At 69.2% G+C, this 17,597-nt stretch carries 15 protein-coding genes; 8 read left to right on the top strand and 7 right to left on the bottom strand.

Going from position 1 to position 17,597, the window contains the following annotated elements:
* A partial coding sequence (locus SK803_RS45760; RefSeq protein WP_319972538.1) for a Uma2 family endonuclease occupies nucleotides 1-227 on the bottom strand: 227 nt, incomplete at its 3' end.
* 101 nt (nucleotides 228-328) lie between these two features.
* Nucleotides 329-1,138 (bottom strand): SAM-dependent methyltransferase, encoded by an 810-nt coding sequence (locus SK803_RS45755; protein ID WP_319972537.1) that lies wholly within the window; start codon nucleotides 1,136-1,138, stop codon nucleotides 329-331.
* A gap of 74 nt (nucleotides 1,139-1,212) precedes the next feature.
* Between SK803_RS45755 and SK803_RS45750 the strand changes: the two genes are divergently transcribed.
* The 4 genes from SK803_RS45750 to SK803_RS45735 all read left to right on the top strand — a co-directional run bounded on the left by SK803_RS45750 (nucleotide 1,213) and on the right by SK803_RS45735 (nucleotide 8,741).
* The gene (locus SK803_RS45750; RefSeq protein WP_319972536.1) at nucleotides 1,213-4,320 is read left to right on the top strand and encodes an AfsR/SARP family transcriptional regulator; all 3,108 of its coding nucleotides are present in this window, start codon (nucleotides 1,213-1,215) and stop codon (nucleotides 4,318-4,320) included.
* An 11-nt stretch (nucleotides 4,321-4,331) separates the two neighbouring features.
* Nucleotides 4,332-7,031: an AfsR/SARP family transcriptional regulator gene (locus tag SK803_RS45745; RefSeq protein ID WP_319972535.1), complete on the top strand. Its 2,700-nt coding sequence runs from the start codon at nucleotides 4,332-4,334 to the stop codon at nucleotides 7,029-7,031.
* Between the two features lie 60 nt (nucleotides 7,032-7,091).
* Entirely contained in the window at nucleotides 7,092-7,247 is a 156-nt protein-coding gene (locus SK803_RS45740; protein WP_086662791.1) for a DUF6131 family protein, read from the top strand.
* A gap of 279 nt (nucleotides 7,248-7,526) precedes the next feature.
* Entirely contained in the window at nucleotides 7,527-8,741 is a 1,215-nt protein-coding gene (locus SK803_RS45735; protein WP_319972534.1) for a mannosyltransferase, read from the top strand.
* Here the strand turns inward: SK803_RS45735 and SK803_RS45730 are convergent.
* Both SK803_RS45730 and SK803_RS45725 read right to left on the bottom strand, forming a co-directional pair.
* Entirely contained in the window at nucleotides 8,658-9,641 is a 984-nt protein-coding gene (locus SK803_RS45730; protein ID WP_319972533.1) for a glycoside hydrolase family 88 protein, read from the bottom strand. The genes SK803_RS45735 and SK803_RS45730 overlap by 84 nt on opposite strands.
* 59 nt (nucleotides 9,642-9,700) lie before the next feature.
* The gene (locus tag SK803_RS45725; RefSeq protein ID WP_319972532.1) at nucleotides 9,701-9,994 is read right to left on the bottom strand and encodes a 4a-hydroxytetrahydrobiopterin dehydratase; all 294 of its coding nucleotides are present in this window, start codon (nucleotides 9,992-9,994) and stop codon (nucleotides 9,701-9,703) included.
* A gap of 137 nt (nucleotides 9,995-10,131) precedes the next feature.
* Between SK803_RS45725 and SK803_RS45720 the strand changes: the two genes are divergently transcribed.
* The 4 genes from SK803_RS45720 (at nucleotide 10,132) to SK803_RS45705 (ending at nucleotide 14,508) form a co-directional block, all read left to right on the top strand.
* Nucleotides 10,132-11,133, top strand: coding sequence for a thiamine ABC transporter substrate-binding protein (locus SK803_RS45720; RefSeq protein WP_406601676.1), 1,002 nt, complete (start codon nucleotides 10,132-10,134; stop codon nucleotides 11,131-11,133).
* Between the two features lie 98 nt (nucleotides 11,134-11,231).
* Entirely contained in the window at nucleotides 11,232-12,785 is a 1,554-nt protein-coding gene (locus tag SK803_RS45715) for an ABC transporter permease (protein WP_319972531.1), read from the top strand.
* Nucleotides 12,785-13,735 carry an ABC transporter ATP-binding protein gene (locus tag SK803_RS45710; RefSeq protein WP_319972530.1) on the top strand — a complete coding sequence of 317 codons (951 nt, stop codon included), beginning with the start codon at nucleotides 12,785-12,787 and terminating at the stop codon, nucleotides 13,733-13,735. The genes SK803_RS45715 and SK803_RS45710 overlap by 1 nt, the downstream gene beginning before the upstream one ends.
* 11 nt (nucleotides 13,736-13,746) lie before the next feature.
* The gene (locus tag SK803_RS45705) at nucleotides 13,747-14,508 is read left to right on the top strand and encodes an SDR family oxidoreductase (protein ID WP_319972529.1); all 762 of its coding nucleotides are present in this window, start codon (nucleotides 13,747-13,749) and stop codon (nucleotides 14,506-14,508) included.
* Here the strand turns inward: SK803_RS45705 and SK803_RS45700 are convergent.
* Genes SK803_RS45700 through SK803_RS45690 form a run of 3 tightly spaced genes read right to left on the bottom strand, consistent with a single transcriptional unit; the run spans nucleotide 14,505 to nucleotide 17,376 of the window.
* The gene (locus tag SK803_RS45700; RefSeq protein ID WP_319972528.1) at nucleotides 14,505-15,305 is read right to left on the bottom strand and encodes an ABC transporter permease; all 801 of its coding nucleotides are present in this window, start codon (nucleotides 15,303-15,305) and stop codon (nucleotides 14,505-14,507) included. The genes SK803_RS45705 and SK803_RS45700 overlap by 4 nt on opposite strands.
* Nucleotides 15,302-16,306, bottom strand: coding sequence for an ABC transporter ATP-binding protein (locus SK803_RS45695; RefSeq protein WP_319972527.1), 1,005 nt, complete (start codon nucleotides 16,304-16,306; stop codon nucleotides 15,302-15,304). Before SK803_RS45695 ends, SK803_RS45700 begins: the two co-directional genes overlap by 4 nt.
* Nucleotides 16,303-17,376 (bottom strand): LolA family protein, encoded by a 1,074-nt coding sequence (locus SK803_RS45690; RefSeq protein ID WP_319972526.1) that lies wholly within the window; start codon nucleotides 17,374-17,376, stop codon nucleotides 16,303-16,305. The genes SK803_RS45695 and SK803_RS45690 overlap by 4 nt, the downstream gene beginning before the upstream one ends.
* Between the last annotated feature and the right edge of the window lie 221 nt (nucleotides 17,377-17,597).

Below are 17,597 nucleotides of genomic sequence, written 5' to 3'. Positions count from 1 at the left end.
TGGACGTCTGCAGGCTCAAACCACGTCCGGTTCCTGTCATAGGTAGCTGTGGACACCAGAAGGTCGGGTTCGGGTCGGTTCCGTTCGTCGAGCCGGATGGTCATTTCGCGCTCGACGTCCCGGCCGCTCGGTACCTGGCTCAGCAGCGTGAGAGTGAGCCTTGTGACGATGCGACTGTGCCACTGCCGCTGTGGCCACAGCCTGAAGACGAGGGTTCCGTCGATCAACTCGGTGTGGCGTGGCGCCTAGGCCAGGCGGTCCAGGTCGTGTGCGAACCAGCCCTCGGGGCGCGGTGGCCGCATCCAGTTCGGCAGCGCGGTCATACCGATCAACGTAGCGGCTGACCCGCCAAGGGCAGGGTTGCCGTGCACAGCGCGGTCGCGTTCGCCGCTGCCGGGTCCATGAAGTCCGGCAGCGGCCGCCCGTACGTGACAGCGAGCGCGGGCACGCGATCCGTCGTGACGGCCCAGCCGTGCGCGGCGAGCCACAGGGCCGGATCGTCGACGGTCGCCACGAACTCCGCTCCCATGTCGCGGATCCGGGCCAGCGTGTCGACCACCGACTCGCGGTCGTCGGCCGAGGTGTCCATGTGGTCGAACGCGAACCGGCTGCCGGGCACGGACAGCGCCGAGATCGTGTCGAGCAGCCGCCTCCTGTCCGCCTCGGTCAGGTACTGCAGCAGGCCCTCGGCGATCCACGCGGTGGGCGACGAGGCCGAGAACCCGGCGGCCGTCAGCGCGGTGGTCCAGTCGGTGCGCAGGTCGACGGGCACGACGACGCGCGAGCAGGTCGTGGTGAGGCCCGTGTCGGTGACCAGCCTCTCCTTGAAGTCGAGGAGTTCCGGCAGGTCCAGTTCGAACAGGCGGACGCCGGAGGGCCAGCTCAGGCGGAACGCGCGGGCGTCCAGGCCCGCGGCGAGCACCACCACCTGCGTGGCGCCGGAGGACAGCAGGAAGTCGTCGTAGAAGCGGGTGCGGACGGCCATGAACTCCGCCGCGCCCGGTGGAGCGGCTGGGATGGACTCGGCGGCGGCCACCACGGCCGCGGCCAGCGGGTCGTCGTGCAACCGGTCCGGGCGGGCGGCTTCGGCGGCGCGCATCGAGGCGACCCACAGCGCTGTTCTGCTCACTGCCTGCATGGGTCGAAGGCTCGCATCAACCACGGCCCGGCGTCGACCGCGCGTCTCACGTCGCGCACCTAGACTCCCTCACTGTGAGAGTTGAGTACCGGGTGCTGGGACCGCTCGAGGTACTGCTCGACGGCGAACCGGTGGCTGTCCCGGCCGGGCGCGGACGAGTGTTGCTCGCCATGTTGTTGTTGCGAGCCAATCGGTTCGTGTCGGTGGACGAGTTGGTCGAGCGGGTGTGGGAGGGCGCGCCGCCGGAGCTGGGCCGGGCGCACAAGACGTTGCAGACGGTGGTCATGCGGTTGCGGCAGGCGCTGGGTGCGGCGAACTGCGTGCGCACCGAGCGCGGCGGGTATCTGGCCGAGATCGAGCCTGAGCAACTCGACCTCGCGCGGTTCCGCACCCTGGTCGAGCAGCAGGAGTTCGGGACGGCGCTGGCGTTGTGGCGCGGGCCGGTGCTGGGCAACGTCGTCTCGGAGTCGCTGCACCGCGACGAGGTGCCGCTGCTGGTCGAGGAGCAGCTCGCCGCGCTGGAGAAGCGGATCGAGGCGGACCTCGCGCTCGGGCGGTCGGTCGAGCTGGTCCCGGAACTGCAGGACCTCACCCGCAGGCATCCGCTGCGCGACCGCTTCTGGGCCCACCTCATGCTCGCGCTGTACCGCTCTGGCCAGCAGGCCGGCGCGCTCGCGGCGTATCGGCAGGTCAGCGAGATGCTGGCGGACGAGCTGGGGATCGACCCGGCGCCCGCGCTGCGTGACCTGCACGAGCAGATCCTGCGCGGAGAGGTCACGGCGCAGAAGGACAGGTCCGTCACGCCACGGCAGTTGCCGCCGGATCTGGCCACGTTCGCCGGGCGTGAGGGCGACGTCGAACGGCTCGCCGCGAGCGGTGCGAAGGTGCTGGTGATCGCGGGCACCGGCGGGGTGGGCAAGACCTCTCTCGCCGTGCACTGGGCGCACCGGATCGCGGATCGGTTCGACGACGGGCAGATCTTCGTGAACCTGCGCGGGCAGGACCCGGTGCGGGCGATGTCACCGCAGGAAGCGCTGACCCTCGTTCTCAAGGGGCTCGGTGTCGACTCCGTGCCGGTCGGCCTGGACGAGCAGGTGGCGCTCTACCGCTCGCTGGTCGCGGACCGGAAGTTGTTGCTGGTGCTGGACAACGCCGCGAACGCCGAGCAGGTGCGGCCGTTGCTGCCCGCGGGAGGCGGCGCCATGGCGATCGTCACCAGCCGCGGTGACCTGCGGGGGCTGGCGCTGCACGACGCGGACTTCCTGCGGCTGCCCACGTTGAGCGATGACGGCGGCATCCGGCTGCTGGAAGGGGTGCTCGGCGAGGACCGGGTGCGCGCTGAGGCGGACGCGGCCGCGGCGCTGGTGCGGTTGTGCGGAGGGCTGCCGCTGGCCTTGCGCATCGCGGCCGCGGACCTGCGCACGCAGGACGTGACGACCATCGCGGACAAGGTCGCGCAGCTCGACGACGACAGGCTCGGTGAGCTGGCGGTGCCCGGCGACCCCTCGGCCGCGGTCAGCGTGGTCCTGGACGAGAGCTACTCCTCGCTGCCGGAGGACGCACGACTGGTGCTGCGCCGGCTGGGGTTGTTGCCCGGCGCGGACTTCACCGCCAACGACGCCGCCGTGATCGCCGGTCTGCCCAACGCCCGCCGCGAGCTCAACCACCTCGTCGGCGTACACCTCGTCGAACAGCGCGGCAGCCGCTTCGCCCTGCACGACCTGTTGCGGGTGTATGCGCGTGAGCTGTGCACGAGCCAAGAGACCGACGAGGCCATCGCACGGTTGTACGACTTCTACCGGCGGATGGCCGACGACGCGGCCGAGTTGCTGTACCCGGACCAGCGCCGGTTCCCGCTCAACACCGCGACGACCCAGCTGCCCGGTGTGGTGCTGAAGACGTCGGACGAGGCGTTCGCGTGGCTGAGGGCGGAGTACCAGAACCTGGTCTCGACGATGGTGGTCGCGGCCGACCGGGGCGACCATTGGCCCGCCGGCGAGCTCGGCGCCGTGCTCGCCGGCTACTGCTACGAGGTCCGCGACGACACGAGCTGGTCGGCGTTGTGCGCGATCAGGGACCGCGCCGCCCGCGAGTCCGGCGACCACGTCCTGATCGCCTCCGCGAACCTCGGCACGGCGGTCTACAGCTTCAGCCAGGGAGACTTCGCCCAGGCGAAGCAGCTCACGCAGACGGCACTCGATCTGAGCGTCGGAACGGGCGATCTGGCCGCTCAGGCGTCGTCGCACAACATCCTGGGTGCGCTGACCCGCATCGCGGGTGACTCGGTGGCATCTCTGCACCACCAGCAGCAGGCGCTCGCGATCCACGAGAAGACAGGTTTTGTCGAGGGGCAGGCGCTGGTCCTGCTCAACATCGGCACGATCCTGTTCCAGGCGCCCGATCTCCTCGCCGCCGAGCGCTCACTGCTCAGGGCGCTGGAACTCAGCGGCTCGCCGGGCCTGCGGGGACACGTGCACGTCTGCCTGGTCAGCGTCTACATGGAGCTGGGCAGGTTGCAGGAGGTGATCGCGCACGACGAGGCGTACCTGGCGCTGCAGGCAGAACTCGGCAACCCGCGGAGGAACACGCTCGAGGCCAGCATCACGGTGCGGGCGAAGCTGGCGCTCGGCCAGACCGACGAGGCGTTCGACCTGATGGTGGACGTTCTCGAGGAGACGCGGCTGAGGGTGGGCGTCGAGGAGGAGTTCGAGGTCTGGAACGCGCTGGCCGAGGTGCTCGACGACTGCGGTGCGTACGAAGACGCGTTGGCGGCCGCGCGCGTGCAGCTCAAGCTCGCCGACCGCGAGACGATGGTCCACCAGCGGATCGCGGCGGACCTGGCGGTCGCGCGTTCGCATCGCAAGCTCGGTCACCACGAGGCAGCGGAGCACCACCTGAGCGACCTGCGCGCCCGGCTCGGCGACCACGCCCTGGGCGCGGGAGACGAACTCAGGGAACGCGGGTTGGTGCACCTCGCGTTGGGCGAGACCGAGGAGGCGCTGCGGTGTGCGGAAGAGGCGGTGGCCACCCACCGCCGAACCCTCCAGCGCCACCTGGAAGGGCAGTCGCTCCAGGCTCTGGCGGAGGTGCGCCGGGCCACGGGTGACGACGAAGGCGCCGCGGCGGCGGAAGCTCTGGCCGTCGAGGCTTACCGGGACTGTGGCGCGCCGGTGCGCACCTAGACTCGGCCGGTGTGATCGTCGAGTACCGCGTTCTGGGGCCGTTGGAGGTGCTCGCAGACAGCGAGCCTGTCGCTGTTCCTGCGGGGCGCGGGCGCGTGCTGCTCGCCACGTTGTTGTTGCGGGCCAACGAGTTCGTGCCGGTCGACGAGCTGGTCGACCAGGTGTGGGACGGCGAGCCGCCCGCCCCCGACCGGGCGCACAAGACGTTGCAGATGGTCGTGGCACGGCTCAGGCAGTCGCTGGGCGCGGCCAACTGCGTGCGCACGTCGTCGCGCGGTTATTCGGCCGAGGTCGCGCCCGATCAGCTCGACCTGGCCCGTTTCCGCCGGCTCACCGCGAAGGGCGAGCACCGCGCCGCGCTGGAGCTGTGGCGCGGCAAGGCGCTGGCCAACGTCCAATCCGAGTCGCTGCACCGGGAAGACGTGCCGCGACTGATGGAGGAACAGGCCGTCGCGCTGGAACGGCGGATCGACCAGGACCTGGCCCGCGTCACCGACGTCCTCGTGCCAGAGCTGCGCGCGTTGGTGCGGCAGCACCCGTTGCGGGAGGTGTTCTGGGCTCAGCTGATGCTCGCGCTGCACCGCGCCGGCCAGCAGGCCGAGGCTCTCGCGGTGTTCCAGGAGATCCGCAAGCGCCTCGACGACGAACTCGGCGCGGCCCCCGGTCAGCGCCTGCGCGAGGCGCATGAGCAGGTGTTGCGGGACGAGGTGCCGGCGACCGCGGTCGTGCCTCGTCAGCTCCCGCCCGCCCATCCGCACTTCGTCGGCCGCGAGCACGAGCTGGCACGGCTGACCGAGACGCTCGGAACGCGGCCAGGCGAACCCGTGCTGATCTCCGCGATCAACGGCATCGGTGGTGTCGGCAAGACCGCGCTCGCGCTCCAGTGGGCAAATCGAGTGGCCGATCGCTTCCCGGACGGCCAGCTGTACGCCGACCTGCGCGGCTTCGACACCCGTGCCGACCCGCTCGACCCGCTCGCGGTGGCCCGCGACTTCCTGACGGCGCTCGGTGTCGAGCAGATCCCGAAGTCCGACGACCGGCTCATCACGGCGTACCGGTCGGCACTGGCGCAGCGCCGGGTGCTGGTGGTGCTCGACAACGCCCGCGACGTCGAACAGGTGCGTCCGCTGTTGCCGGGTGGCACGGCGAACCTGGTGCTGATCACCAGCCGCAACCGGCTCCAGGGGCTGGTGGCGAGCGAGGGCGCGCACCCGGTCGCTCTCGACGTGCTCGACGAACGGGAGGCGGTCGGCCTGCTGACCGAGCGGGCAGGCGCCGACCGGATCGCGGCCGAGCCGGAGGCCGTGTCCCGCCTGGTCGCACGGTGTGCGGGACTGCCGCTGGCGCTCGGCATCGTGGCCGCCCGCGCCGCCTACGGGGACTCGCTCACGGCGCTGGCCGACGAGCTGGAGAAGGAACGGCTCGAAGCGCTCGACGTCGACGACCCCGCGACCGACGTCCGCGCGGTCTTCTCCTGGTCGCTGCGGTCGGTCAGCGAGGCCGCGGCCAGGCTGTTCGTGCTGCTCGGCCTGCATCCCGGGCCGGACTTCACGGTGGCCGCCGCGGCGAGCCTCGCCCGCCTTCCGGCGGCCGCCGCGCGCCGGGCGCTGACCGAGCTCGTCACGGTGAGCCTGGTGGCCACGACGCGTACCGGCAGGTTCGTGCTGCACGACCTGCTGCGTGACTACGCCGCCGAACGCGCTGCGGAGCTGCCGGACCAGCACGAGGCCGTGCGCGTCATGCTCGACCACTACCTGCACACGTCGAGACACGCCTGGGCACGGTTGCAGGGCAATCCGGCCTGGCCGGGGTTCCCGGAGCCCGCCGAGCACGCGTTGGTCGAGCCCGCCGCGGACCACGGCACGGCGAACGACTGGTTCATCGCCGAGCACGAGGTGCTGCTGAGGCTGGCGACGCAGGCGCTCGACACGGGGCAGGACGACCTCGCGTGGCGGTTCGTGTTGTCGATGCACACGGCCCTCCTGCGCCGAGGCCACGTGGCCGTGGCCGAATCTCTGGAGCTGCGTGGGCTCGACGCGGCACGACGGGCGGGCGACGACTGGGGGCTGGCACGGCTCCACCGCGGCCTGGGCGGGGTCTACATCGCCACCCGCGCGCTGCCTGCGGCGGAGTTCCACCTGCGAGCGGCGTTGCAGCTGGACACCAGGTTCGGAGACGTGCTCGCCGAGTCGAACCTCAGCCGGGGACTCGCCCAGGTGTTCATGTTCCAGCAGCGGCATCAGGAGGCGGTGGACCTGCTGCTCGGGGTGCAACCCAGGATCGACGACCTTCCCGACTTCGAGCAGGCGCACCACCTGGCCGCTCTTGGCACGGCATACCACGCGATGGGCCAGGAGGAACCCGCGCTGCGGTTCTGCGAACGGGCCAGGGATCGCTATCGGGCGATGACGGGGCTCGCCCCCTCAGTGCTGGCCAGCGCCAATCTGGAGGCTCTCGCCGAGATCTACCTGAAGCTCGGCAGGACCGGCGAGGCCGTCTCCCGCTACGAGGAGTCCATCGCGCTGCTGAGGGTGATGCGCGCGACCTACGACCTGGCGCACACGCTCGGGCTGCTGGCGAAGGTCCTGGCCGACCACGGTGAGCGGGACCGGGCGAGGGCATCGGTGCTGGAGGCGGAGGCGATTCTCGGTGACAGCGACAGCGTGCAGGCCCGGCTGGTCAGGGAAGTGCTGGGAACTGTCGTGACGTGATGAGGTTTGTACCGACCTCTGTGGGGTAGTCCAGAGAAGGATTCCCCACCTGGAGGTGTCATGATCGTCCTTGGTCTGATTCTGCTCGTCGTCGGATGGCTGGCTGGTATCAGCATCCTGACGACCATCGGCGTGGTGCTCCTGGTGATCGGCGCGATCCTCGCCGTCCTGGGCGCGGTCGGCAAGCCGGTCGGTGGCCGGGCGCACTACTTCTAAACCGCGCCTGCAGCGCCCTTTCCGATCTTAGGGAAGACGAAGGGGGAGCCTCCCAAGTGGAGGCTCCCCCTTTCGCTTGTCTCACAACAGCTTCAGACGCTGCCCTTGGAACGAGCGGCAACGGCGAACACTCCGAACGCGACCCCCAGCATGGCCAGAGCGGCGACAGCGGCAACTACAAGATCAACAGACATGATCAGAAAAACTCCCTCTTGCGATCTCTCCCGTTGTTATGACGCCGGGGTACCCACGAACGTTGCCTCGGGTAACGTTTTCGGGGTGAAACTCCGTGCTGTGGAAGCGCGTGTGCTCTCCGTAGCACCGTGGCTGCTCGCGTTGTCGGTCGCCGGGCACCTGCTCATGGTCGCTTTCCAGGCGAAGATGACCATGATCGACCTGCTGGTGTACCGCAACGGATCGCCGCATCTGTTCTCCGGCGACCTGTACGAGTGGCGGCTCGACCAGTACGCGGACGTGTTCCCGCTGCCGTTCACGTACCCGCCGTTCGCGGCCGCGATCTTCACGCCGATGAGCTGGATCCCGTGGGAGGCCTCGCGCTGGGTCTGGCAGCTAATCTGCCTGGGCTGCCTCTACTACATCGTGCGCACGAGCCTGAAGTTGCTGAAGCTGCGGGACCCGCGCCGCGCGATGATGTGGACCGCGCTGGTGCTGTGGATCGAGCCGGTGCGCACCACGCTCAACTACGGCCAGATCAACCTGGTGCTGGCGGCGATCCTGATCGGCACGCTCGCGAGCGCGCGCAACTGGGTCGGCGGCGCCGGCGTGGGTTTCACCGCGGGCATCAAGCTGACGCCCGCCATCTCCGGTTTGTACTTCCTGATCCAACGGCGGTGGATGGCCGCTGTCTGGTCGTTCGTCGCTTTTGTGGCGGTGTACGGGATCGGCTGGGTGATCTCACCGTCGCAGTCGGACAAGTTCTGGTTCCAGCTGCTCGGTGACGCGAGCCGGGTCGGGCCGGTCGGCAGCGCGATCAACCAGTCGATGCGCGGGGCGTTGAGCCGCACGTTCGGCTACGACGTGAAGACCGGGCCGATCTACCTCGCCGCCGTGCTCGTCGCCGCCGCGCTGACGTGGTTCGCGGTCAGCAAGACCAAGGACGCGCTGGCGTTGATCATCAGCGTGCAGATGCTCGGCCTGCTCGTCTCGCCGATCTCGTGGAGCCACCACTGGGTGTGGATGGTGCCCGCCCTCCTGTGGCTGATCTACGAGGGCGGACACCTCCTGTGCAATATCACCGCCGGTCTCTGGGTGCTGCTGACCGGCGGCTATCTGATCTCGTTCCTGCTGCTGGCCCAGCCGAACATCTGGGACTTCCCGCGCCCCTGGTACTTCGTGGTGCTCGGCTGGGGCTACCCGGCGGCGGGCATGCTCACGCTGGTCGCGATCGGCCTAGCAGCCCGGCGTAAGAGGGACGACCTGCTGCCCGGCGATGAGGAAGCTGCCGGTAGCGAACCCACTCGAGTCGCCGGCTGAGGCGGGCTTCCAGGAGTTGCGGGCCGCCGACCAGCCGAGCAGGCCGTTGGCGTCCAGCGCGGTCCGCAGCGCCTGCCAGCCCTTCCGCACGTGCGGCAGGTAGGTGTCCTTGTCGAGCACGCCGGCGTTGATGCCCGCCGCCAGCGCGTAGGTGATCATCGCGGTGGCCGCCGAGTCCTTGCCGGTGGCGCCCCAGAAGCCGTCGTGGCGCTGCAGGTACCGCAGCGTCTGGGCGGACTTGCGCAGCGTCTTGGCGTAGTCGGCGCGGTACGGGTTGTCCTTCGGCAGCATCAGGATCGCCTTGGCCAGGCCCTGCACCGCCCAGCCGTTCGTCTGCACGTTCAGGCTCCACAGGCCCGTGACCTCGTTGAACGTCCGCTTCTTGAGGCTGCGGAACGACTGGTACGAGTAGTCGAGCAGGTCCTGGTCGAGGTCGCGGACGGAGACCTCGGTGAACGACGGCAGCGACATGGTCAGCGCGTCCGGTGACTTCCAGTAGTCGTACTTCCCGGTCTTCGCCTGGGCCCGCAGGTTGTCCCGCAGCGGCTGGAGCACCTCTGGCTCCGGGTGGAAGAACGAGACGGCCAGGTAGGCCTCACCGCTCGCCTGCGGATCCGGTGCGTACGGGTTCGCCGGGTCGATCGGCAGCAGGAACTTGTTCGCCTTGACCCACGGCCAGGTCTTGTGGTTGCTGATCCCGGTCGTTCGCACCTGGGCGATGTTGCCGGTGTGGAAGTTCCCGTTGGACCAGTTGTTCGCCTTGTGGTCGTTGCTCGTGTTGAGCCACGCCTGGCTGGCCTTGATCATCGAGTCCGTCACGGCACACGGCACGGCTTGAGCAGCCGCGGGTGCGATCAAAAGGCTGCCGGCCAGCGCCATGACGAAAACAGGTGTGCGCAACCGCATGAGGGTGTTCCCTCTCATTTCCGCGGGCGGCGGCAGCGCACATCTTGACCGAATCAGCTCATCGCGTCCAGGACTCCGTCGATTTCCTCGGCGAGAGAGACGTCGAGTGCGGTGATTCCTCCCTTGTAGTGGGTGCTCAGGCGGAATGTGAGGGTCTTGTAGCGGATGTCGATGTCCGGATGGTGGTTGTCGTTCTCCGCGATCTCCGCGATCCGGTTCACGACCATGATCGCCTGCGGGAAGCTCGCCAGCTCCACGGTCCGGACCAGGACCGCGTCCTGCGCGGTCCAGTCGGGCAGTTTGGGCAGCACGTCGTTCAACTGATCGTCGCTCAACAGCTCGGCCATGTCCTGATCGTCCCACCACGTCACGTAGGCTGCGCGTTTGCCACGGGAGTCCGGTGAAGCGCCGGGCTGAGAGGAGGGCTCGCAAGCCCTCGACCGTCCACCTGATCCGGGTCATACCGGCGTAGGGAGAGATTTGCGTGAGAAGGATTTTTGCTGTTGCCGCTGCCGCATTGGCGTTGACCGGTTGTTCGGCCGGTACTTCGACCGCGCCGCAGACGCACGAGGTCACTTTGGTGACGCACGACTCGTTCGTCGTCAAGGAAGGCCTGATGGACGAGTTCCAGAAGGCCACCGGCATCACCGTGAAGCAGATCGCGAGCGGTGACGCCGGCGAGCTCACGAACAAGCTGGTGCTCACCAAGGCGAACCCGATCGGCGACGTCGCGTTCGGCGTCGACTCCACGTTCGCGTCGCGTGCGCTGGCCGAGGGGGTGTTCGCCGAGTACGCCTCGCCGGAGGCCTCGAAGGGTGCTCAGCGGTACAAGGCCGATGACTCGAATCGCCTGCAAGCCGTCGACGTCGGCGACGTGTGCCTGAACATCGACCCGGCGAAGCTCGGCGGGGTCGAGCCGACCTCGTACGAGGACCTCGTCGACCCGAAGTTCAAGGACAAGCTGGTCGTGGAGAACCCGGCCACGTCCTCGCCGGGGCTCGCGTTCCTGCTCGGCACGATCGCGAAGTTCGGCGAGAACGGCTGGCAGGAGTACTGGACCAAGCTCAAGGCCAACGGCGTCAAGGTCGTGAGCGGCTGGGAAGAGGCCTACAACCAGGAGTTCTCCGCCACCAAGGGCGACCGGCCGATCGTCGTCTCCTACGCCTCGTCGCCGTCGGCGGAGGGCGGGAAGACCAAGGCCGTGCTGAGCACCTGCTACCGCCAGGTCGAGTACGCGGGTGTGCTGTCGGGTGCCAAGAACTCCGCCGACGCGCAGAAGGTCCTCGACTTCCTGCTGAGCGAGAAGTTCCAGGCCCAGGTGGCCGAGCAGATGTACGTCTACCCGTCGCGTGAGGGTGTCGCGCTGCCCGAGTCGTGGGCCAAGGACGCTCCGTTGCCGCCGAACCCGCAGACGCTGCCCGCGGACAAGGTGAAGGACAACCGCGAAGCGTGGGTCGAGCAGTGGCGCAAGCTCGTGCAGGGCTGACGGACAGGCCTGACGGCTCGGACGGGTCTGGTCGGCCCGCGCCGGCGCGAACTCGTGCTGGCCTGATCTCGGCTCGTTCCGGGTGGTCGGCGGCAGCCTTGCTGCCGCTGGCCTTCCTCGGCCTGTTCTTCGCGTGGCCCGTCCTCGCCATCGTGACCTTGGGGTTGCGCGAGGGCGGCGTGCTCGACGTGGTCTTCTCCGGGGAGACCTGGGAGCTCGTCGGGTTCACGCTGGGACAGGCCGCCGCCTCGACGGTGGTGGCGGTCCTCTGCGGGCTGCCGGTGGCGTTCGTGCTGGCGAGGTGCCGGATTCGCGGGCTCGGTTTCGTGCGAGCCGCGGTGATGGTGCCGTTCGTGCTGCCGACCGTGGTGGTGGGCCTGGCGTTCCGGACGTTCTGGCCGGACGGCGGCGTGCTGCCGATCGTGCTGGCCAACGCGTTCTTCAACGTCGCCGTGGTCGCGCGGACCGTTGGCGGGCTGTGGGCGCACACGGATCGGCGGGCTGAGGACGCGGCTCGCGCTCTCGGTGCTTCCCGGCCTCGGGCGTTCCTGTCGGTCGTGTTGCCGGCGTTGGCGCCGGCGATCGGGTCGGCCGCGGCGGTCGTGTTTCTCTTTTGTGCCACGAGCTTCGGCGTCGTGCTGGTGCTGGGCGGGTCGCGGTACCGGACGCTGGAGACCGAGATCTACCTGCGGACCGTCGAGCTGTTCGACCTGTCCGGGGCGGCGGCGCTGTCGTTGCTGCAGTTCCTCGCTGTGCTGGCGGTACTGGTCCTGGGTGCGCTGGCCCGGCGGCGGCGGGAGACCGCGTTGTCGTTGCGCGACAGGGAAGAGCTGGCGCGACGGCCGTACGGTGGCGAGTGGTACGTCGTTCTGGCCGCGTTCGCGGTCGTGGCGGCGTTGCTGACGCCCGTGGTCGGGCTGGTGACGCGGTCGCTGTCCACTCGGGACGGTTGGAGCTTCGCCGGGTACACGGCGCTGGCCACCCGTGGTGATCGCGGGACGTTGGCGGTGACCGGTCTGGACGCGGCCATGAACTCGGTGCGGACGGCGTTCGACGCGACCGTGGTGGCGTTGGTGGTCGGGGTGTTCTCGGCCGTCGTGCTGGTCGGGTTGCGGCGGTCGGGATCACGGATCGCCGAGGTGCTCGACACCGCGTTGATGCTGCCTTTGGGTGTGTCCGCGGTGACCGTCGGCTTCGGGTACCTGGTCACGATGGACGCGTTGCCCGGCGACTTCCGGACTTCGCCGTCGCTGGTGCCGTTGGCGCAGGCGTTGGTGGTGACGCCGTTGATCGTGCGGATGGTGCTGCCGGTGCTGCGGGCCGTGGACGAACGACTGAGGCAGGCCGCGGCGACGTTGGGCGCCTCGCCGTTGCGCGTGTGGCGTGAGGTGGATCTGCCGCTGGTCGGGCGGTCGCTGGTGGCGGCGGCCGGGTTCGGCTACGTGGTGGCGCTGGGGGAGTTCGGGGCGACGAGCTTCCTGGCGCGGCCGGACGCGCCGACGTTGCCGGTGGTGATCGCGCGGCTGATGTCGCGGCCCGGTGAGTTGAACAGCCAGATGGCCTACGCGGCGTGCGCGCTGCTGATGGTCGTGACGGTCGGGTGCGTGCTGCTGATCGAGCGGTTGCGCGTGCCGAGCAGCGGGGAGTTCTGATGGCGCTGGAACTGGACTCGATCACCGTCCGTTATGGACAGACAGCGGCGGTGTCGGACGTGTCGCTCTCGGTGGCGGACGGCGAGGTGGTCGCGCTGCTCGGGCCGTCGGGGTGCGGGAAGTCGACGCTGTTGCGCACGATCGCGGGGCTGGAGAAGCCTTCTTCCGGCTCGGTCCGCTGGGATTCCGCCGATCTGGCCGGTGTTCCCGTGCACCGGCGGGAGTTCGGGCTGGTCTTCCAGGACGGGCAGCTGTTTCCGCACCGGTCGGTGGCCGGGAACGTGGCTTTCGGGCTGCGGATGCGCCGAGTGGATCGCGAAGAGCGCGACAAGCGGGTGTTGTCGCTGCTCGAACTGGTCGGGCTGGACGGATATGCCTCGCGGCGGGTGACGCAGCTGTCGGGTGGTGAGCAGCAGCGGGTGGCGTTGGCGCGGGCGTTGGCTCCCTCGCCGCGGTTGTTGTTGCTGGACGAGCCGTTGTCGGCGCTGGACCGGGCGTTGCGTGAGCAGCTCGCGGTCGACCTGGCGCGGTTGCTGCGGGAGGCGGCCACGACCGCGCTGGTCGTGACGCACGACCACGACGAGGCGTTCACGCTGGCCGACCGGGTGGCGATCATGTCGCGCGGCCGGATCGTCCAGGTCGGCCCGCCGGCGGAGGTGTGGTCGTCGCCGGTCGATGTCGAGACCGCGAAGTTCCTGGGGTGCAACAAGTTCGTGCCGGGGTCGTTCGTGGGACTGGACGCGGAACGGGTCGGGTTGCGGGCTACGGCGTTGCGGGTGGATCCGTCCGGTTCGTTGGAGGGCACCGTCCTGGAACGGGTGCACCGGCGTGATCACGTGCGGTTGCTCGTGGAGATCGACGGCGAGGAGTACGAGGCCGTGGGACCGGTGTCAGTGGGTGATCGGGTGCGGCTGGCAATTGATCTCGACGGAGTCGCGCGCATCGGCTAGGAATGATCCCCATGGGACCTCTGGGGGGACGAGTCGCGCTGGTCACGGGCGTGAGCAGGCGGCAGGGCATCGGGTACGCGATCGCGTCGAGGCTGGCGGCGCTGGGTGCGGATCTGTTCGTGCAGCACCACGTGCCGCACGACGCGGCGCAGGACTGGGGCGCCGACACGATCGACGAGGTGCTCGCGGGCCTCGGCAGGCGGGTCGAGCACGCCGGAGTCGACCTGGCCGATCCGGACGCGCCGGAACCGTTGATCAACGCGGTGGTCGAGGCGTACCGGCGGGTCGACGTACTGGTGTGCAACCACGCGCGCAGCGGGTTCGACGGGGCTCTGGGCGAGCTGGACGCGGCGATGCTCGACGGGCACTACGCGGTGAACACGCGGTCTTCGATCCTGTTGGCGCAAGCGTTTGCGCAGCAGTGGAAGGGGGAGAGCGGCGGGCGGATCGTGTTCCTGACCTCCGGCCAGAACCTCGGTCCGATGCCTGGTGAGGTGGCCTACGCGGCCTCAAAGGGTGCGCTGTCGGCTGTGGTGGCGACCTTGTCGCACCAGCTGGCCGACCGGGGCATCACCGTCAACGCCGTGAACCCCGGCCCGACCGACACGGGGTGGGCCGGACCGGAGCTCGCGGACTTCGTGAACGAGCGGATGCCGGCGAAGCGCTGGGGTCAGCCGGACGACGCCGCCCGGCTGATCTCCTGGCTCTGCACCGACGACGCTGAGTGGATCACCGGTCAGGTGATCAACAGCGAAGGCGGGTTCCGCCGTTAGCTGTCCTTGGTGATGAGGCGCATCGCGGCGAGGCCGGTGCCGATCAGCAGGTAGCAGCCGGCGAGCAGCGTGCTGCTCCAGATCTGGTCCGGCGGGATCGGGTCCCGCATCACGTCGACCAGGCCGGGGAAGCCCGTCGTGATCAGGAACGGGTGCAGCCAGTCCAGCGACGAGAACTGCCCCAGCACCTGGAACACGATGATCGTCGTCATCGTCGCCGCCTGGACCACCAGCGGGTGCTCGGTGGTGGCCGACACCGCGAGCGCGACCGCGCCGATCGACACCATCTGGAACGTCACCAACAGGATGAACAGGCCGATGCGCAGCAGGCCTTCACCGGTGCTGAGCGTGGTGCCGGTCAGCGTCACCATGCCGTCCGTGCCGAGGAACGCGGTACCGGCGATGATGCCCACGACCGCCATCAGCGTGACGGCGAGCAACGACATCGCGGCGAGCCCGAACAGCTTCACGAACAGCAGCCGCACCCGTGACACCGGTGCGACCAGCAGCCCGCGCAAGGTGCCGTGCTGCGCCTCGCCCGCGAGCCCGTCCGCCGCCCAGATCGACGCCACCAGCGGCAGCAACAGGTTGAGCGACAGGAACAACGTGAAGATGGGCACGACCATGCCGTTGCCCTGCAGGATCGCGGCGAGACCCGGCCCGCCCTCGCCCTCGCCCGCGGTCCAGATGCCGAAGCTGATGATGATCGGCACCAGGATCAGCCCGAACAGCCCGATCAGGGTCCGCGGCCTGCGCAGCATCCAGCGCACCTCGGACGCGAACTGACGCGTGATCATCGCGAACCCCCGTCCAGCGTGTCCACAGCGGACATCCCGCGCTCGGCCTCCTCGGCCTCGGTGAGCCGTGCGAACAGCTCTTCCAGCCCGGTCTTCCAGCGCGTCGCCTCGAAGACCTGGGCGCCTGCCTTGACGAGCGTCTCGATCACCTGAGGCGCGCTCGTCCCCGCGAGTTCGACGCGCAGGCCGTCACCCAGCGGTCGTGCGGAGATCTTGGCCTGCCGCAACGCGCTGAGCGCCGTCTCGACGTCCGGTGTGATCACCTGGAGCGCCGAACCGCCCGCCTGCAGCAGTTCGGTCAACTCTCCTTGTGCCACCACGGTTCCGCGGTGCAGAACCGCGACGTGCGTGCAGGTCGCCTCGACCTCGCTCAGCAGGTGGCTGGAGACGAGGACGGTGCTGCCCGCGCCGTGCAGTTCGGCGATGATCTTGCGGATCTCCCGGGTTCCCGCCGGGTCGAGGCCGTTGGTCGGCTCGTCGAGCACGACCAGCTTGCGCGGCACGAGCAACGCCGCGGCCAGGCCGAGACGTTGCTTCATGCCGAGCGAGTACCCCCGGTACCTGCGGTGGGCCGCCTGGGCGAGCCCGACGCGTTCGAGCGCGTCCTCCACTGCCTGCTTGATCTGCTTCTTCGGCAGCAGCGGCTCGAACGCGGCACACCTGACGAGGTTCTCCCGCCCGCTGAGGAACGGGTGGAACCCCGGACCCTCGACCAGCGCGCCAACGTGCGGCAGCGCGTGCTCGGCACCGTCTGGCAACGGCTTGCCGAGCAGCTCGATCTCCCCCTGTGTGGGCCGGACCAACCCGAGCAGCATCCGGATCGTGGTCGTCTTGCCCGACCCGTTCGGGCCGAGCATGCCGAGCACAGCCCCCTCCGGTACCTCGAGGTCGACGCGGTCCACGGCGACCGTGCTCCCGTACTCCTTGCGCAGACCCTTGGTCCGCGCGGCGACAGCGGATTTCGTCGGTGCTGTCACCGGCGCGCTGGTCGAGGTGGTCACTTCACCTGTCCGATCGTGTCGAACAGGACCTGCTCGGGCACGGCGCCCGCGACAACACGGCCGTCGTCCGCGATCAGGATCGTGGCGACCTTGGTGTTGAACAGCTGGCCACTGCCCCAGCTACCGCTGACCTTCTTGGTGAAGCGGTCGACGAGGCCCTGTGCCTCCGCCGGGACCTTCGTCATGGCCTCAGCCGGGATCCTGGCGCCGACGACGGTGTCCCAGCCGGTGCCGAAGATCTGCGGGTCCTCACCCTGCAGCGCCTGCTCGAGGCCGACCTCGGGCTTGCCCTGCTGCCGCTGCTCCTTGGCCTCCGGCGTGGTGACCTTGGCGTTTGCCGGCGGGGTGAACTGGAACAACTTGTCGTCCTGCTTGCCCACGTTGATCTCGCGGAAGCCGACGGTGGCCGCGGGCTCCGCGGTGCCATTGGTCAGCACGGCGACCCTCAAGGGCATCTTGAGCTCCGAGTCGACCGCGATCCGCACCTCGCGGATCAGGGTCTTCTCGCTGGCCTTCGGCGTCAGGACGAGTTCGTACGCGGCACGGTTGGCGACCCTCGCGGTGCCGTCGACGCTGATGTCGCTGAACTCCTTGGTCATGGTGACGATCTCCTTGGCCGCGGTGGCCGGGTCGATCGCCTTCTGCTCGGAGTTCTGCTGGTCAGGCTTCTGGTCCGCCTTGTGCTCGGACTTCGTCACCTCGTTGTCCTGCGAGTTCCAGGACCACGTGGTGGTGCCGTCGTCCACGATGGTCTGCTCGGACTGGCCGTTCGGCAGGGCGAGCCGGAGCTTGCCGTTGCCGTCGGTCCAGATCCTCGCGTTGTGCTTGCCGTCCGCGAGCTGTGGGATCTCCGAGATCTGTGGCAGGCCGAGCTTGTTGTCGACCTCCACGGTGCCGCCGAACGCGCTCGGCTTGCTCGTCAGGACCTGCTCGACGAGTGATTCCGGAGAGACGTCCGGTAGGGATGGGGGCTGGCCCGCACCTGCTGGCATCGCCAGCAGGCTGAGGCCTGCCGCACCGGTGAGCACACCGGCCGCAGCTGCGGCCAGGGTCACCTTTCGCTTGTTCATCTGGTCCCCTCCTCCAAGGGCTTGTGGTTACTAGCTTGGGGGCGGGTTGCTGAGATGGTGCTGAGACCAGTTCTACCTGGTGTTTTGGTGGGACGCATCTGGGGTTTTGAGGGTCGCTGGCTTTGAGGGTGGTTGGGTTGCGGGCGGCGAGTCCTGTTGCGTGCTTCCCCTGGGGGCTCCGCCCCAATGCCACTTAGCTTGTGTTGATCATGCTGCGGTTG

Source organism: Lentzea miocenica (assembly GCF_033949945.1).
Classification (GTDB): Bacteria; Actinomycetota; Actinomycetes; order Mycobacteriales; family Pseudonocardiaceae; genus Lentzea; species Lentzea miocenica.
The sequence above is the reverse complement of the archived record's forward strand: the minus strand, read 5'-3'. Positions and strand labels throughout refer to the sequence as shown.

Bases quoted from the DNA above. Each gene is read 5' to 3' on its own strand.
- SK803_RS45740 (WP_086662791.1), top strand. From the start codon at position 7,092: ATGATCGTCCTTGGTCTGATTCTGCTCGTCGTCGGATGGCTGGCTGGT.
- SK803_RS45690 (WP_319972526.1), bottom strand. From the start codon at position 17,376: ATGAACAAGCGAAAGGTGACCCTGGCCGCAGCTGCGGCCGGTGTGCTC.
- SK803_RS45705 (WP_319972529.1), top strand. From the start codon at position 13,747: ATGGGACCTCTGGGGGGACGAGTCGCGCTGGTCACGGGCGTGAGCAGG.
- SK803_RS45725 (WP_319972532.1), bottom strand. From the start codon at position 9,994: ATGGCCGAGCTGTTGAGCGACGATCAGTTGAACGACGTGCTGCCCAAA.
- SK803_RS45755 (WP_319972537.1), bottom strand. From the start codon at position 1,138: ATGCAGGCAGTGAGCAGAACAGCGCTGTGGGTCGCCTCGATGCGCGCC.
- SK803_RS45710 (WP_319972530.1), top strand. From the start codon at position 12,785: ATGGCGCTGGAACTGGACTCGATCACCGTCCGTTATGGACAGACAGCG.
- SK803_RS45700 (WP_319972528.1), bottom strand. From the start codon at position 15,305: ATGATCACGCGTCAGTTCGCGTCCGAGGTGCGCTGGATGCTGCGCAGG.